This is a genomic window from Pseudolysinimonas sp., assembly GCF_044239695.1.
GTDB lineage: Bacteria > Actinomycetota > Actinomycetes > Actinomycetales > Microbacteriaceae > Pseudolysinimonas_A.
Window position 1 is genome coordinate 1 of sequence record NZ_JBIIAW010000076.1, and the last position, 14893, is coordinate 14893.

The window sequence follows — 14893 nt, forward strand, 5'->3', positions numbered from 1 at the left end:
TCGGCTCCCGACGCCACGACGTCGCGCTCGACCGGTTCCATCAGAGCGATGCCGCGCAGAAGCTCGGCGGCCTCGGCGTCGAGAGCCGCCACCCGCTCGACGACGGCGGTGAGCAGGTCGGGCGGCGTCCGGCCGTCGTCGACGGCGATGAACCCGTGCTCGACCCGCACGTCACCGCTGCGCTCCGCCGCATCCACCAGCGCCCGGAGGTAGAGCGGATTGCCATCCGTCCGCGCCGTGAGGCGGGCGACATCCGCGTGACGGACATGCGCGCCGAACCGCGCGGCGAGGATCTCGTCGACCGCCTCGTGACCGAGTCCGCCGAGCTGCCGGATCTCGGCGAAGCCCTCGTCCACGAGGCGCGCGAGGGCTTCGGGAAGCCGTTCCCCCAGTCGCGCCGTCGCCACGGCGGCGACTCCGAAACCCCGCACGAGCTGCGCGATCGCCCCCGCGGAGACCGCGTCGAGGCGCGGCGCGTCGTCGACGACGAGCACGTGACGATCCGGGTCGCGCGCGACCGCGGACACGAACGCGAGCACGGCGCCCGACGGGTCGGTCGGCAGTCGCAACTGAGCGAGCGCGGGGGCGAGTGCCGCGAGCGGAACTCCGCTGAGCTCCGCCGACGCCAGCACGGGGATGACGACGCGGCCGTCGAGGTCGTTCGCGACCGTGCGGGCGAGTACCGACTTGCCGACGCCCGCCGGTCCGACGAGCAGCTGCAGGCGGGCGGGAGAACGTCGCAGGGCGGCGCGGATGGCGGTCGCCTCGTCGCGGACGACGATGGCCCATTCCCCCGGCTGCGGCGTCGTGACGGCGTCGCGAGTCATGATGCGACCATCGTGCCCGACCGGCCCGACCCAGGGCCACTCGCGCTCCGCGACCGATGCAGATCGGGGCCGTAGGGTCGAGCCATGGACACTCGGATTCTCGGACGCACCGGCCGCACCGTCTCGGCGATCGGCCTCGGCACCTGGCAGCTCGGAGCCGACTGGGGAGCGGTCGACGATGACGCGGCCCGCGCCGTCCTCGATGCCTCCTACGCCGCCGGCGTCACGATGTACGACACGGCCGACGTCTACGGCGACGGGCGCAGCGAGCAGCGCATCGCGGCCTGGCTCGACGCCACCGGCCTCCGTGGCGAGGTGTTCATCGCGACCAAGATGGGTCGCCGCATGGACCAGACGGTGCCGAACTACTCCCCCGAGCACTTCCGCGAGTGGGCCGATCGTTCGCGCACGAACCTCGGCGTCGACACGCTCGACCTCGTGCAGCTGCACTGCCCGCCCGACGGCGTCTACGCCTCCGACGCGGTCTTCGACAGCCTGGACGCCCTCGTCGCCGACGGCACGATCGCGGCCTACGGCGTGAGCGTCGAGACCGTCGATCAGGCCCTCGCCGCGATCGCGCGTCCCGGGGTGGCGACGGTGCAGATCATCCTCAACGCCTTCCGGCTGAAGCCCCTCGACGCCGTGCTGCCGGCGGCGAAGGAGGCCGGGGTGGGGATCATCGCGCGCGTCCCGCTCGCCTCGGGCCTGCTCTCCGGGCGCTACGACCACGACACCGCGTTCGCCGCCGACGACCACCGCACCTACAACCGCTCGGGCGAGGCGTTCGACGTCGGCGAGACCTTCTCGGGCGTCGACTTCGACGAGGGCGTCGAGGCCGCGCGGGAGTTCTCGGCCCTCGCCCGCGCCCACGACCTCGAGCCCGCGACGGCGGCCCTCGCCTGGCTCGCCCAGTTGCCCGGCGTCAGCACCGTCATCCCGGGGGCGCGCAACGTCGCCCAGGCGCAGGGGAACGCCGCCGCCGGGTCGGCGCCCGCCCTCGGCGCGGAGTTCACCGCCGCCGTGCGCGACCTCTACGACCGCCGCTTCCGCTCCGCCATCCACGCCCGCTGGTAGGGCTGTTTGCCCGAAATGGCCCCATCCCGCGCGGGGAAGGGGCCATTTCGGGCAGATCGCAGGGTGGGTCAGCGGCGACGCGACCCCTGCACGCGGGAGAACAGCAGGCCCGTCAGGATGAGGCCGACCGCGAATGCGATGCTGAGCAGATTCCCGAGGATGCCGAGCGGCACCGCCGCGAGCCCGAACAGAACGATCGCGGCGTAGATCGCCATCGTGACGATGAAGGCGACCGCCGAGCGATCGGTGATCTCCTTCCCCGTGTACAGCACGATCGCGCCCACGAGACCGCCGATTGCGGCGGCGACGATGGCGATCGTGCCGATCGGGGCAGGCAGGCTCACGATGGTGCTGAGCGCGATGAGCAAGAAGCCGACGGCGGCGACGATCAGCGCGACCCGGGCGACCACGTTTGCGACAGAACCGACCGCCAGAACTGCGAAGCCCACCGCGAGCGCCAGATTCGCCAGCAGCCCGAGCCAGGGACCGGTGCCGACTGCGGCGAAGCCGAGGAGAGTGGCGAGCAGCAGCAGCGCGCCGGCGACGATGAACGCGATGCCGGCGGCACCGCGGCGCGAGTTGGAGGCAACAGCCATGAGGTACTACTCCTTCGTTGGGGTGGCGCCAGCATAGGGATCAGGGCATCCGCGGCGGCAGTCTTGACATTCCCCCGCTCCATCCGAGCGCCCTAGGCTTCCGGCATGGCCGACATCCGCCGTTTCCCGTTCGCCCGGCACCTGCGCGCGACGCCGACGAGCCACATCGTGCACGCCCGTCGGGGCCGGATCGTGCACAGCGGGCCCGGCATCGCCTTCTACTTCCGGGCCTTGAACGCCGCGATCAGCGAGGTGCCGATCGCCGAGAACGAGTTGTCGATGCTGTTCGGCGCTCGCACCCTCGACTTCCAGGAGGTGTCGGTGCAGGCCACCGTCACCTATCGTTTCGCCGATGCCGTCGTCGCGGCGGGACGCATCGACTTCTCGATCGATCCCTACACGGGCCGGTGGATGGGCAAGCCGCTCGAGCAGGTCGGAACGCGCATCACCGAGCTCGCCCAGCAGTACGCGGTCGAGCACATCTCGTCGCTGAACCTGGTGGATGTCCTGGGCGCCGGCATCCCGAAGGTGCGTGCCGTGACCGCGTCGGGCCTCGCCGGTGACGAGCGCCTCGCCGAGACGAGCGTCGTCGTCGTCGCCGTGCGCATCGTGTCGATCCGACCGCAAGCCGACCTGGAGCGCGCGCTCGAGACGCCGGTGCGCGAGCGGGTGCAACAGGATGCCGACGCCGCCTCGTACGAGCGGCGCGCGCAAGCGGTCGAGCGTGAGCGCACGATCGCCGAGAACGAGTTGCAGAGCAAGATCGAGCTCGCGACCCGGGAGCAGTTGCTCGTGCAGCAGGAGGGTGCCAACGCGCAGCGGCGCGCCACCGAGGAGGCCGCAACCGCGCTCATCGCGTCGAAGGCCAACGCCGAGCGCTCGAAGCTCGACTCGGCCGCCCGTGCCGACAGCATGCGCGTCGTCGGCGCTGCGAACGCCGAGACCGAGGCCGCCCGGCTGGCGGCCTACGCCGGGGTGCAGCCGTCCGTGCTCACCGCCCTCGCGCTCCAGGAGCTCGCGAAGCACCTGCCCGAGATCGGCACGCTCAACCTCACGCCGGACGTGCTCACCCAGGCGCTCAGCCGACTGGCCGAGGCGCCCGCCCCTGCTCCGACGACCCCGGCGCCCACCCGCGAGGCCTGAGGGTGGCGCTCCCCGCCCGCGTGGTGTTCGTGCACCGGCGCTCGGAGTACGAGGAGCTGCTCGACCGGCACGCGACCTTCGGCCAGGCCGAGTTCTTCCTGCGGTCCCGTGGCCGTTCGATCGAGGACGTGCTCGCGCGGCACGAGGCGATCGAGGCGGCGCATCACCTGGTCTCGACGAGCCTCCCGGCCGACGTCCGCCAGGCTCGGGTCGAGCGCGGCGACCTCGACCGCTACCTGTTCGCCCCCGAGGACATCGTCGTGGCGGTCGGGCAGGACGGTCTCGTCGCGAACGTCGCCAAGTATCTCGCCGGGCAGCCGGTCATCGGCGTGAACCCCGAGCCGGGGCGCAACGCGGGGGTGCTCGTGCGCCACGCCCCGAGCGAGGGCACGATGCTGGTCGAACGGGTGCGCGAGGGCCGGGCGGTGATCGAGCACCGGGCGATGGTGCAGGCCACCCTCGATGACGGGCAGACCCTCGTCGCGCTCAACGACCTCTACCTCGGTGATCCCGGCCACCAGTCGTCGCGCTACACCCTGACGGTGCCGGAGCGCGGGTCGGAACGGCAGTCGTCGTCGGGGATCATCGTCGGCACCGGCACCGGCAGCACGGGGTGGTCGTCATCGATCGCCAACGACCGCGCCCTGCTCGAGTGGCTGCCGACGGTCTCGTCGGACGCGCTCGCCTGGTTCGTGCGCGAAGCCTGGCCGTCGCCGGCCACCGGCCGGGTGCTCGGCTACGGCGACCTCGCGGCGGGCCAGCTCCTGGAACTGGTCGCCGAATCGGAACTCCTCGTCGCGTTCGGCGACGGGATCGAACACGACCGTCTGCCGATCGGCTGGGGTCAGCGCCTCACGGTCGGCACGGCGGCATCCCGACTCGCGCTCGTGACCGGCTGAGGCCTGACAGACTCGATCGGTGAGCACCCCCGAGCGTTACGTCGTCGCGACCGACGGCGCCTGCAAAGGCAACCCCGGGCCGGCCGGCTGGTCCTGGGTCGGCGAAGACGGCCACTGGGCCGCCGGCGCGATCCCGCAGGGCACCAACAACATCGGCGAGCTGCTCGGCCTGTTGCACGCGATCCGCGACAACGCCGACGTGCGCGAACTCGTCATCCAGCCCGATTCGATGTACGCGATCAACACCTACAGCTCGTGGATGGACGGCCACCGTCGCCGCGGCTGGCTGACCAGTGCGAAGAAGCCGGTCGCGAACCGCGAGATCCTCGAGGAGCTCATCGCCGCACGGGACGCCCGCCGCGCCGCCGGCCTCCCCGACGTCGTGCTCGAGCACGTGCGCGGACACAGCGGGCATCGGCTCAACAGCTGGGCGGATGAGCGCGCCGTGCGGGCCTCCCAGCACGCGGCCGGCGGCGACGATTCGATGTGGTCGTCGCGGCACGGTTCGCCGCCACTCGACGTCTCCGTCGACCCGCCGCGCGGCGCGGGTGACCGGCCGCGCGGGTGACCCGCTCGACTACAGCTTCTCGATCGGCGCGATCTTGATGAGCAGGCGCTTCTTGCCCGCCGTCTCGAACTGCACTTCGGCGATCGACTTGGTGCCCTGACCGGTGACGGCGACGACCTTCCCGTCGCCGAAGTCGGTGTGCCGGATGCGGTCGCCGGCCTCGAGGGTCAGGTCGCCGTTGTCACGCACCTTGCCGGTGATCTCCGATGCCCACTCGCGCTTGACGCGGGGTGGGGCGGGGGGCAGCGCCTCGGTCGAGTACGAGAACCCCCGCGCCGCACCTCCGGCGTAGCCGCGTGCGTTGAGCGCCCGCGGGCGCGTGCCTCCCCGCGAGGTGGCGTCGCCGGGTGACTGGCGCCAGTCGATGAGGCCCGGCGGGATCTCCTGCAGGTAGCGGCTCGGCATCGCGACGCTCGTGTCGCCGAACGACGAGCGGGTCATCGACAGCGACAGGAACAGCCGCTTCTTGGCGCGGGTGATGCCGACGTAGAACAGTCGCCGCTCCTCGGCGAGGCCGCCGGGCTCGCCCGACGACATCCGGTGCGGCAGCAGGTCCTCCTCGACGCCGGTGAGGAACACCGCGTCGTACTCCAGGCCCTTCGCCGTGTGCAGCGTCATGAGCGAGATCGTGCCGGACTCGTCTTCGATCTCATCGGTCGCCGCGACGAGCGCCACCTCGGTGAGGAACTCGAGCAGGCCGGCATCCGGGTTGTTCTTCGCGTGCTCCTTCGTGACGCTCACGAGCTCCTCGACGTTCTCGACGCGCGCCTCGTCCTGCGGGTCGCGGGTGGCGCGCAGCGCGTCGAGCAGCCCCGAGCCGGCGAGCAGGGCGAGCAGGATGTCGGCCGCCTTCCCCCCGGCGACGTGCATCGCCTCGGCTTCGTCGAGCAGCTCCGCGAGGTCGAGGATGGCGCGGGTGACCTTCGGTCCGAGGTCGAGTTGCCCGGCGTCGCCGAGCGCGTCCCGGAGCGGCACCCCCATCTTGTCGGCGTGCGCCTGCAGGGCGGCCTCGGTCGCCGGGCCGATGCCGCGCTTCGGGGTGTTGAGGATGCGGCGCAGGGCCAGGTCGTCGGCGGGATTCGCGACCTGGATGAGGTAGGCCATCGCGTCCTTGATCTCGGCGCGCTCGTAGAACTTGGTGCCGCCGATGATCTTGTACGGCAGCCCCGAGCGGATGAACACGTCTTCCAGCGGACGCGTCTGCGAGTTGGTGCGGTAGAACACGGCGATCTCGCGATACGGAGTGCCGGCGGTGTGCAGCGCCGAGATCTCGTCGGCGACGAACTGCGCCTCGTCGTGCCCGGAGTACCCGGTGTAGCCGATGATCGGATGCCCCGACCCGACGGTCGTGAACAGGTTCTTCTCGAGCCGGTCGAAGTTGTTCGAGATCACCGCGTTGGCGGCGTCGAGGATGTTCTGCGTCGAGCGGTAGTTCTGCTCGAGCAGCACGGTCTTGGTCTCGGGGTAGTCGCGTTCGAACTCGACGATGTTGCGGATGTCGGCGCCGCGGAAGGCGTAGATCGACTGGTCGGAGTCGCCGACGACGGTGAGCGATGCGCCGGGCAGACCGCCGGACGCGTCGACCGCCATCCGCGTGTCCTCCGGCACGTGCTGCGGCTTGATCGGCCGGGTGAGCTCGCGGATGAGGGCGTACTGCGCGTGGTTGGTGTCCTGGTATTCGTCGACCAGCACGTGGCGGAAGCGCCGCTGGTAGAGCGCCGCGACCTCGGGGAACGCGCGGAACAGATGCACGGTCTCCGCGATGAGGTCGTCGAAGTCGAGCGCGTTCGCCCGGCGCAAGCCCGCGGTGTAGCGGCGGTAGATCTCGAGGAACGCGACCTCGGCGGGGTCGTCGGTGTTGACGTTGCGCGCGTAGGTCTCGACGTCGATGAGCTCGTTCTTCTGCTTCGAGATCTTGCCCGCGACGATCCCGGGCGTGAGGTTGAGGGTGTCGGCATCCAGCTCTTTGACGATGCGCTTGATCAGCGCACGGCTGTCGGCGGAGTCGTAGATCGTGAACCCGGCCTTGAGCCCTATCTGCTCGGCCTGCCGGCGCAGGATGCGCACGCACGCACTGTGGAACGTCGAGATCCACATCCCGGTGTCGCTCCGGGAATCGGCGCCCCGCCCGACGAGGTGCTGCACGCGTTCGCGCATCTCGTTCGCGGCCTTGTTGGTGAAGGTGATAGCGAGGATCTGCAGCGGGCTCGCCTCACCGCTGGCGAGCAGGCTCGCGATGCGGCGGGTCAGCACGCTCGTCTTGCCCGACCCGGCCCCCGCGACGATCAGCAGGGATCGCCCGCGGTAGAGCACCGCCTCGCGTTGTCGCGGATTGAGCCCGTCGAGCAGCCGCTCGTCGACGGCGGGCCGGCCGTCCAGGGCGATGCTCTGGAAGTCGGCGCTCGTCATGGTGTGTCGATTCTACGAGCGCCCGGCGACCTCGGCTCGGGCCGCGACCCCGAGGTCGGGATGGTCGACGAAGATCCCGTCGACTCCGGTCGCCAGCACGGCGTGGAACTCGCCGCGCCAGTCGCCCCAGTCGCGCGCCGCCGACCCGAGGCGGTACCCGGCGGCGAGGAACCGGTTCTCGGGACGCAGTGTCCAGGTGAAGACCTCGAGTCCGGCCCCGTGGGCGCGCACGACGAGGTCGCCGCCCCCGGTCTTCAGCAGGAGCGACTTGTCGACGCTCACCCCGTCGACCTCCTTCGCGAGACGGGCGAGCCCGGCATCCGTCAGCTGCGCCGAGTAGGGCAGCGCCTTGTTCCCGAGCCGGGCGACCTGGTCGGGTGCCGACCCCCTCGACTCCAGCAGGTACACGAACCGGCCCGCGACCCCGCGCCCGCGGATCTCGCCGAGCACCGTCTGCTCGAAGCACTCCACGATCGTGCGGCCGCCGTCGTCCCAGGCCTTCAGTTCGTCGGCGATCAGCTCGTCGAGCGGCAGCGCGATCGAGGCGAAGTAGGTCGGATGCTTCACCTCCGCCACGATCGAGATCTCGCGCCCGGTGCGCTCAGCACCGGCGTCGAGGATGTCGAGCAGGTCGCGCAGTCGCAGGATGCCCTCGGTGCCGTCGAAACTCGCCGACGCCTGCCGCACCTGAGGCAGGCGCTCGGTCGCCCGGAGGGTGCTGAGTTCGGCCCAGGTGAAGTCCTCGGTGAACCAGCCGGTGAGGCTCACCCCGTCGACTCTCTTGGTCGCCCGGCGATCGGCGAACTCCGGCCGGCGGGCGACATCCGTCGTCCCCGAGATCTCGTTCTCGTGGCGCAGCACGAGCACGCCGTCGCGGGTCGCGACGATGTCCGGCTCGATCGCGTCGACCCCGAGGGTGATCGCCAGTTCGTAGGCCGACCGGGTGTGCTCGGGCCGATATCCGCTCGCCCCGCGGTGTCCGATGACGAGGGGGCGGGGAGGAGGCACCCGTTCACGATAATCTGATGCCCCTATGGCCACCTGCGCGAACTGCGGTCGGGAGCTCCAACCCGCCTGGAAGTACTGCATCACCTGCGGCACGCGCACCGGTGTGCCGCTCGCCGGGGTGATGCCGTCGGCGCTCAGCGCCGACCCCGAGGCGCAGCCCACGCGCGTGAACGTGCTCGCCGTGCTGGCCCTCATCCTCGGCTGCCTGCTCAGCCCGCTCGCCGCGCTCTTCGGGCACGTCGCCGTGTCGCAGATCAAGATCACCGGAGAACGCGGGCTCGTGCCCGCCTGGATCGCCATCGTGCTCGGGTACGTCTGGCTCGTCGCCCTCGCGGTCCTCGTGATCGCGCTCGTCACGACGAATGCCTGAACCGGGACCTCCCCCGACGGAGTCCGCTCCGTTCCGCTGGCGCGAGCCGACCTCGCTAGTGCGCCTGCGCTGGGGTGGATACCGCCCCCGGCTCCTCGGCGGCCTGCTGCTGATCGTCGCCGGAGGCACCGCGGTCGCCGGGGGCGGTGCGACCAGCCCGTTCGCCACCGCCCTGCTGTTCCTCGGCTCGACCGCGCACATCGTCGGCTGGTCGGTACTCCCCGCCGCCGGGTGGCGTCGCATCTGGGCGCTCATCCCGTCGACCTTCGCGATGTGGTTCCTGCTCACCGGACCGGGGTGGCTCGCGATCCTCGTGCTGCCGTACGCGGGGTGGCTGCTCGTGCGCCATCGGCCCCTCGCGAGCTACCCGACGCTGCTGTTCGTCCTCGCCGGGGCGGTCATGGTCGCCCGGCTGTTCCCGTCGTACTCGGCGATGCTCCCCGCGCTCGGGATCATGGCCGCCGTCATCCTGCTGTCGGCGCTGGCGGCGCGTGCCGTGCACGTCGCGCAGGTGCGTGTGCGCCGTGGGCGAAAGCCCAGCATTTCCCCGGCTGGTTCTCCCTAAACTGACCGCATGGCCAACCCTGCTTTCAGCAACTCCCCCGCCTTCTCGGCGAAGGCGGCGCAGAAGCTCGCCGCGCGCGAGAACGCCGCCCCCGCCGTCCCGACGCCGGGACAGCTCCAGGAGCACTTCTCCCTGCCGGAGGCGACTCCGGACCAGATGGAGCGGATGACCTACCAGGACACGATCCTCAAGACCCTCGCGGGCTTCGCGGTGCTGCTCGTCGGTGCCGCGGTCGGCTGGGTGTTCCCGGCCCTCGCGATCGTCGGCGCCATCGCGGGCCTCGTGCTCGCGCTGGTCAACATCTTCAAGAAGAAGCCGTCGCCGCCGCTCATCCTCGCCTACGCGTTCGCCGAGGGTCTGCTCGTCGGGGGCGTCTCGATGTTCTTCTCGCAGATGTGGGACGGCATCGTGCCGATGGCCCTCCTGGGCACGCTCGGCGTCGTCGGCATCACGCTCGCCCTCTTCGCCAACGGCAAGGTGCGGGTCTCGAAGCGCGCGACGCAGATCTTCCTCGTCGCGATCATCGGCTACGCGGCGTTCTCGCTCATCAACATCGTGCTGATGATGACCGGCGTCGTCGACTCCTTCGGCGGTCTGCGCGACGCGTACATCCCCGGCACCACCATCCCGCTCGGCATCCCGCTCGGCATCCTCGTCGTGCTCCTCGCCGCCTACTCGCTGGTGATGGACTTCGACCAGGTGAAGCGGGGCGTCGAGACCGGCCAGCCCCGCATCTACGGCTGGACCGCCGCCTTCGGCATCATGGTCACGGTCGTCTGGCTCTACCTCGAGATCCTGCGACTGCTGTCGTACTTCCTGCCGCGCAACTAGCGCGACAGGAAGAAGGGCCCAGGCGCACGCGCGCCCGGGCCCTTCTCAGCTGAGGCCGCGGTCTGTCGCCCGCTCAGCACCCGCATCTTCCGACACGCCGTCGACACACCTCAGCTCCCGACGGACGGGTGCTGAGCCGACCTTCGCGTCACATCGCGCCGCGGGTCGCCCCCTTCGGCGTTTCCGCGGGGGCGAGCGGTCACGCGAAGAATTCAGTTACATGTCAACTACTGCGCGTAGCCTGCTCTGACCAGAAATACACGACGAAGTGGAGTGGGAATGTCCGACCAGTTGACGAAGTCCGGAGTGCGAACGGGTCTCTACATCGGCGGTGAGGAACGGTTCACCGACGAGGTCTTGACCGTGGCCGACCCGGCGAAGCCCGGAGTCGTCGTCGGCGAAGCCGCCGCCGCGTCGCCCGCCGATGTCGCCGACGCGGTGGCGGCGGCGAAGGCCGCCTTCCCCGCCTGGTCCGCGCTCAGCGCGACGGCGCGCGCCGCGCAGATGACCGCCGCGATCGAGGGGATCGCCGAAGCGCGCGACGACGATGCCGCGATCCTGGCGCAGGAGAACGGCAAGGTGCGGATGGAGGCCTGGGTCGACAGCCTCGTGCTGCAGATCCGCTGGGGCCTCGCCCTCTCGCTCGCCGAGGAGGTGGATGCCGCCAAGGTCCTCGAACCGATCACCGGCGCCATCCCGACCCGCACGACGGTCGCGCACCAGGCGCTCGGGGTCGTCACGATCATCGTGCCCTTCAACTGGCCCATCGCGATCCTCGGGGCGTCGCTGCCGCACGCGCTCCTCGCCGGGAACGCCGTCATCGTGAAGCCGCCGCCCACGACGCCGCTCGCCACGACGCGCGTCATCCAGCGCATCGCCGAGAAGCTGCCCGCGGGCGTGCTCAACGTGATCACCGGTCTCGACGAGAACATGGGCGGTCTCATCCAGAACCCCGACGTGGCGAAGGTGTGCTTCACCGGCTCGGTGAACGGCGGCAAGCGCATCATGGAGATGGCGTCGAAGTCGCTCACCCGGGTCACGCTCGAGCTGGGCGGCAACGATGCGGCGGTGTTCCTCGAGGACGCGATCCTCGACGACGCCCACCTCGACCGCCTGTACGCCGCGATCTACGACACCACCGGCCAGATCTGCATGAACGCCAAGCGTGTGTTCGTGCACCGCTCGCGGATGGATGAGGTCGTCGCCGGCCTCACCGCCCGGCTCGAGCAGGCGAAGCTCGGCTACGGCCTGGACGAGGGCACCACGATGGGGCCGCTGCACCAGTCCGCGCAGAAGGCGTTCGTCGACGAGATCATCCAGGAGGCGAAGGATGCCGGCGCCGACGTGCGCGAGTTCGGCGAACTGCCGGCGGGCGACCTCGCGGGCGGCAACTTCGTGCGTCCCGCGATCGTGGTGAACCCCGATCTCAACCTCCGCGTCGTCACGCAGGAGCAGTTCGGACCGGTCATCCCGATCATCCCGTTCGACACCGAGGAGGAGGCCGTGCGCCTCGCCAACGACACCTGGGGCGGCCTGTGCGGCTCCGTGTGGACGGCGAACCCGGAGACCGCGAACCGCGTCGGCTCGCAGCTCGTCTGCGGCTACGTCTGGGTGAACGACCACGGTGCGACGCGCCTCGACCTGCGCGCCCCGTTCGGCGGCATGAAGCAGTCCGGGTTCGGGCGCGAGCAGGGGATCGAGGGCGTGCGCGCCTTCCAGGACACCCGCTCGATCTCCCACCTCGACCCCGAGGTGCTCGCCTCGATGCACCACTAGGGATCACGGCGGAGGAGAGGGTCGTTGCCGCACGAGGCGGCACGAGCGCACACTGGATCGATGTTCTTCGACCCGCACGCCGTGCCTGCCGACATCCCTCCTCCGCCGACAGCCGATGACGTCGCTCGCCGTTTCGGGGTTCCGCTGCTCACCTTCCGCGCGCAGGAGTCCCTCGAGGAGTCGGGGGTCGGCACCGTCGCGATCGGCGACGTCGTCACCGAGGTGGCGCTCAGTTTCACGCTGTGGCGCAACCCCGGCCGCCGCGACGACCCCCGGAATCTCGCCGAGTTGAGCGACGAACTCCGTGCCTCGCTCGACGCCGAGCCCCCGAAGCCGCTTCCCGAGTGGATGCTGGCCGCACGCGAGCGGATGCGATATCCGACCCTGTGGGAGGCCGTCCGCACCACTCGCGTCGGCGCTGGGGTCCAGCTCGCCGACGAACAGTTGACCGCCGAACTCGTGCTCCTGCGCCACGTCGACTATGTGCTGATGAACACCTTCCGCGACGAACGCGTCCGCGGCGGTTTCCCCGGCCAACTCCTCGGCCCCCCGACCGCGAAGGCGATCGAGTCCGGTGTTCCGGTTTCCATCGACGGCACGGATGTCGACGGCATCCGCCTCGACACCGACGCCCACGTGTACGCGCTTGCCGCCGACCTCGGCGATCGCATTCTCACCGCCGTCATCCCCCGCGACGAACTCCCCTACGTGCGGCTGGAATTCGCTACTCGTTGACCGATCGTGCGGCGAGACGGGGGCCGGAGTGAGCCGTAAGCCGGTCAGAAATAGCCGGCTTCCGGCTCACTCCCACTCGATGGTTCCCGGCGGCTTGCTGGTGACATCCAGCACCACGCGGTTGACGCCACTCACCTCGTTCGTGATCCGGTTGGAGATCTTCGCGAGGAGGTCATAGGGCAACCGTGTCCAGTCCGCCGTCATGGCGTCTTCGCTCGACACGGGCCGCAACACGATGGGATGCCCGTAGGTGCGCCCGTCCCCCTGGACGCCGACGCTGCGCACGTCGGCGAGGAGCACGACGGGGCATTGCCAGATCTCCCCGTCCATCCCCGCGTCCGTCAGCTCGGCGCGGACGATCGCGTCCGCCTCGCGGAGCAGATCCAGGCGCTCACGGGTAACCTCCCCGACGATGCGGATCCCGAGTCCTGGCCCCGGAAACGGCTGGCGGGCCACGATCACCTCGGGCAGGCCGAGTTCGCGGCCGATGGCGCGCACCTCGTCCTTGAAGAGAGTGCGCAGCGGCTCGACGAGCTCGAACTGGAGGTCCTCGGGGAGGCCGCCGACGTTGTGGTGGGACTTGATGTTCGCGGTGCCGGAGCCGCCGCCGGATTCGACGACGTCGGGGTAGAGCGTGCCCTGCACGAGGAATCTGATCGGCTCCCCGTCGGCGGCCGCCTCGGCGACGAGTTCGCGTTCGGCCGCTTCGAAGGTGCGGATGAACTCGCGCCCGATGATCTTGCGCTTGGTCTCCGGGTCGCTCACCCCGGCGAGCGCGGTGAGGAACTGCTCGCGGGCATCCACCGTGACCAGGCGGATGCCGGTGGCGGCGACGTAGTCGGTCTCGACCTGCTCGCGTTCGCCGGCCCGGAGGAGGCCGTGGTCGACGAAGACGCAGACCAGCTGGTCGCCGACGGCTTCGTGCACGATCGCGGCGGCGACCGCGGAGTCGACCCCGCCGGAGAGCGCGGCGAGCACGCGGCCCGACCCCACCTGCGCCCGGATGCGGGCGACCTGCTCGGCGATCACGTTGCCGCTGTTCCAGTCGCCCGGGATGCCGGCCGCGTCGTGCAGGAAGTTCTCGAGCACCGCCTGACCGTGCGCGGAGTGCTTCACCTCGGGGTGCCACTGCACCCCGTACATCCGCTTCTCGTCGCTCGCGAACGCGGCAACCGGGGTCGCGTCGGACGAGGCGAGCACCTCGAAGCCCTCGGGGGCGCGCACGACGGAGTCGCCGTGCGACATCCACGCGGTCTGCTCGTCGGGCTGGCCGTTGAGGAACACACTCGACGGACCGGCGAGTCGCACCTGCGTCGAGCCGTACTCGCGGCTGCCGGTCGGCGCGACCTCGCCGCCGAGCTGTTGCGCCATGACCTGGAAGCCGTAGCAGATACCCATCACGGGCACGCCCAGTTCGAGGATGCCGGGGTCGAGCGACGGGGCACCCTCCTCGTACACGCTCGACGGGCCGCCGGAGAGCACGATGCCCGCCGGGTCCATCGCGCGGATCTCGTCGGCCGTGATCGTGTGCGGCACGATCTCGCTGTACACGTTGGCTTCGCGCACGCGCCGGGCGATCAGCTGCGCGTACTGCGCGCCGAAGTCGACGACGAGGACGGGGCGGGCGGCGGTTTCGGCGCTCACGCGGGGGCCTCCTGGGTCTGAACGGCGGCGGGCTCGACCTTGGCGAGCGCCTCGCGCACCCAGCGGGGCACCCGGAACTCGAAGAAGAACGACAGCAGCGGGATGATCCCGCCGAGCGCGATGAACAGGAACCGGCCGAACGACCACCGGGTGAAGCGCCAGAGCAGGAAGTTCAGGGCCATGTAGACGACGTACAGCCAGCCGTGCACCGTCAGGATCACATTCGAGACATTGACGGTGCCACGTTCCTCGATGAGCTCGCGCGGTGTGAACCCGAGCCCGTAAGCGCCGGAGTACTCGATGTCGACGAAGAAGATGTAGCGCGAGACCATCATCACGACGAGGAAGAGCAGGAAGACGCCGGTGACGATCGCCGAGATGCGGAAGACCTTCAGGGTGAGGCGGATGCGGGGGACGTCGGCGGGTCGAGGTCCGAGAGGCATGCCCT

General features: G+C 70.5%; 15 protein-coding genes. 9 read left to right on the forward strand and 6 right to left on the reverse strand.

Annotation, left to right across the window (positions count from 1 at the left end; all coding sequences use genetic code 11):
- The coding region (locus ACILQS_RS11650; protein ID WP_395640294.1) for an ATP-binding protein at positions 1 to 827 on the reverse strand (827 nt) is incomplete at its 3' end.
- A gap of 84 nt (positions 828 to 911) precedes the next feature.
- Here ACILQS_RS11650 and ACILQS_RS11655 point away from each other — a divergent pair.
- Entirely contained in the window at positions 912 to 1901 is a 990-nt protein-coding gene (locus ACILQS_RS11655; protein WP_395640295.1) for an aldo/keto reductase, read from the forward strand.
- A gap of 68 nt (positions 1902 to 1969) precedes the next feature.
- Here the strand turns inward: ACILQS_RS11655 and ACILQS_RS11660 are convergent, their stop codons facing one another.
- Positions 1970 to 2497, reverse strand: a complete 528-nt coding sequence (locus tag ACILQS_RS11660) for a hypothetical protein (protein WP_395640296.1) — start codon at positions 2495 to 2497, stop codon at positions 1970 to 1972.
- A 105-nt stretch (positions 2498 to 2602) separates the two neighbouring features.
- Here ACILQS_RS11660 and ACILQS_RS11665 point away from each other — a divergent pair, with 105 nt between their 5' ends.
- From ACILQS_RS11665 to ACILQS_RS11675, 3 genes are read left to right on the forward strand one after another with little or no spacing between them, the layout of a single operon-like run.
- A complete protein-coding gene (locus ACILQS_RS11665) occupies positions 2603 to 3640 on the forward strand; it encodes an SPFH domain-containing protein (RefSeq protein ID WP_395640297.1) in 1038 nt (345 codons plus the stop codon).
- 2 nt (positions 3641 to 3642) lie between these two features.
- Entirely contained in the window at positions 3643 to 4539 is an 897-nt protein-coding gene (locus ACILQS_RS11670; protein ID WP_395640298.1) for a hypothetical protein, read from the forward strand.
- Between the two features lie 19 nt (positions 4540 to 4558).
- Complete coding sequence (locus tag ACILQS_RS11675; RefSeq protein ID WP_395640299.1) at positions 4559 to 5107, forward strand: ribonuclease H; 549 nt, start codon at positions 4559 to 4561, stop codon at positions 5105 to 5107.
- Positions 5108 to 5116: 9 nt separating this feature from the next.
- Here the strand turns inward: ACILQS_RS11675 and ACILQS_RS11680 are convergent, their stop codons facing one another.
- Positions 5117 to 7516 (reverse strand): ATP-dependent helicase, encoded by a 2400-nt coding sequence (locus ACILQS_RS11680; RefSeq protein WP_395640300.1) that lies wholly within the window; start codon positions 7514 to 7516, stop codon positions 5117 to 5119.
- A gap of 12 nt (positions 7517 to 7528) precedes the next feature.
- The gene (locus ACILQS_RS11685; RefSeq protein WP_395640301.1) at positions 7529 to 8524 is read right to left on the reverse strand and encodes a glycerophosphodiester phosphodiesterase family protein; all 996 of its coding nucleotides are present in this window, start codon (positions 8522 to 8524) and stop codon (positions 7529 to 7531) included.
- Positions 8525 to 8549: 25 nt separating this feature from the next.
- On the opposite strand from ACILQS_RS11685, the gene ACILQS_RS11690 reads away from it, so the two are divergent.
- From ACILQS_RS11690 to ACILQS_RS11710, 5 genes are all read left to right on the forward strand, one after another.
- Positions 8550 to 8894: a DUF4190 domain-containing protein gene (locus ACILQS_RS11690; protein WP_395640302.1), complete on the forward strand. Its 345-nt coding sequence runs from the start codon at positions 8550 to 8552 to the stop codon at positions 8892 to 8894.
- Positions 8887 to 9459 carry a hypothetical protein gene (locus ACILQS_RS11695; protein WP_395640303.1) on the forward strand — a complete coding sequence of 191 codons (573 nt, stop codon included), beginning with the start codon at positions 8887 to 8889 and terminating at the stop codon, positions 9457 to 9459. Before ACILQS_RS11690 ends, ACILQS_RS11695 begins: the two co-directional genes overlap by 8 nt.
- Before the next feature lie 9 nt (positions 9460 to 9468).
- Complete coding sequence (locus ACILQS_RS11700; RefSeq protein ID WP_395640304.1) at positions 9469 to 10290, forward strand: Bax inhibitor-1/YccA family protein; 822 nt, start codon at positions 9469 to 9471, stop codon at positions 10288 to 10290.
- Between the two features lie 279 nt (positions 10291 to 10569).
- Positions 10570 to 12066: an aldehyde dehydrogenase family protein gene (locus ACILQS_RS11705; protein ID WP_395640305.1), complete on the forward strand. Its 1497-nt coding sequence runs from the start codon at positions 10570 to 10572 to the stop codon at positions 12064 to 12066.
- Positions 12067 to 12126: 60 nt separating this feature from the next.
- Positions 12127 to 12801 (forward strand): hypothetical protein, encoded by a 675-nt coding sequence (locus tag ACILQS_RS11710; protein WP_395640306.1) that lies wholly within the window; start codon positions 12127 to 12129, stop codon positions 12799 to 12801.
- A 66-nt stretch (positions 12802 to 12867) separates the two neighbouring features.
- Here the strand turns inward: ACILQS_RS11710 and guaA are convergent, their stop codons facing one another.
- Together guaA and ACILQS_RS11720 are read right to left on the reverse strand one after the other, a co-directional pair.
- Positions 12868 to 14445, reverse strand: coding sequence for a glutamine-hydrolyzing GMP synthase (guaA, locus tag ACILQS_RS11715; protein WP_395640307.1), 1578 nt, complete (start codon positions 14443 to 14445; stop codon positions 12868 to 12870).
- Positions 14442 to 14893, reverse strand: a 452-nt coding sequence (locus ACILQS_RS11720) for a DUF3817 domain-containing protein (protein WP_395640308.1), incomplete at its 5' end; no start/stop codon positions are given. The genes guaA and ACILQS_RS11720, both read right to left, overlap by 4 nt.

Excerpts from the sequence above, each read along its gene's own strand:
- ACILQS_RS11655 (WP_395640295.1), top strand. The coding sequence starts at position 912 with ATGGACACTCGGATTCTCGGACGCACCGGCCGCACCGTCTCGGCGATC.
- ACILQS_RS11660 (WP_395640296.1), bottom strand. The coding sequence starts at position 2,497 with ATGGCTGTTGCCTCCAACTCGCGCCGCGGTGCCGCCGGCATCGCGTTC.
- ACILQS_RS11665 (WP_395640297.1), top strand. The coding sequence starts at position 2,603 with ATGGCCGACATCCGCCGTTTCCCGTTCGCCCGGCACCTGCGCGCGACG.
- ACILQS_RS11680 (WP_395640300.1), bottom strand. The coding sequence starts at position 7,516 with ATGACGAGCGCCGACTTCCAGAGCATCGCCCTGGACGGCCGGCCCGCC.
- ACILQS_RS11690 (WP_395640302.1), top strand. The coding sequence starts at position 8,550 with ATGGCCACCTGCGCGAACTGCGGTCGGGAGCTCCAACCCGCCTGGAAG.
- ACILQS_RS11695 (WP_395640303.1), top strand. The coding sequence starts at position 8,887 with ATGCCTGAACCGGGACCTCCCCCGACGGAGTCCGCTCCGTTCCGCTGG.
- ACILQS_RS11700 (WP_395640304.1), top strand. The coding sequence starts at position 9,469 with ATGGCCAACCCTGCTTTCAGCAACTCCCCCGCCTTCTCGGCGAAGGCG.
- ACILQS_RS11705 (WP_395640305.1), top strand. The coding sequence starts at position 10,570 with ATGTCCGACCAGTTGACGAAGTCCGGAGTGCGAACGGGTCTCTACATC.
- ACILQS_RS11710 (WP_395640306.1), top strand. The coding sequence starts at position 12,127 with ATGTTCTTCGACCCGCACGCCGTGCCTGCCGACATCCCTCCTCCGCCG.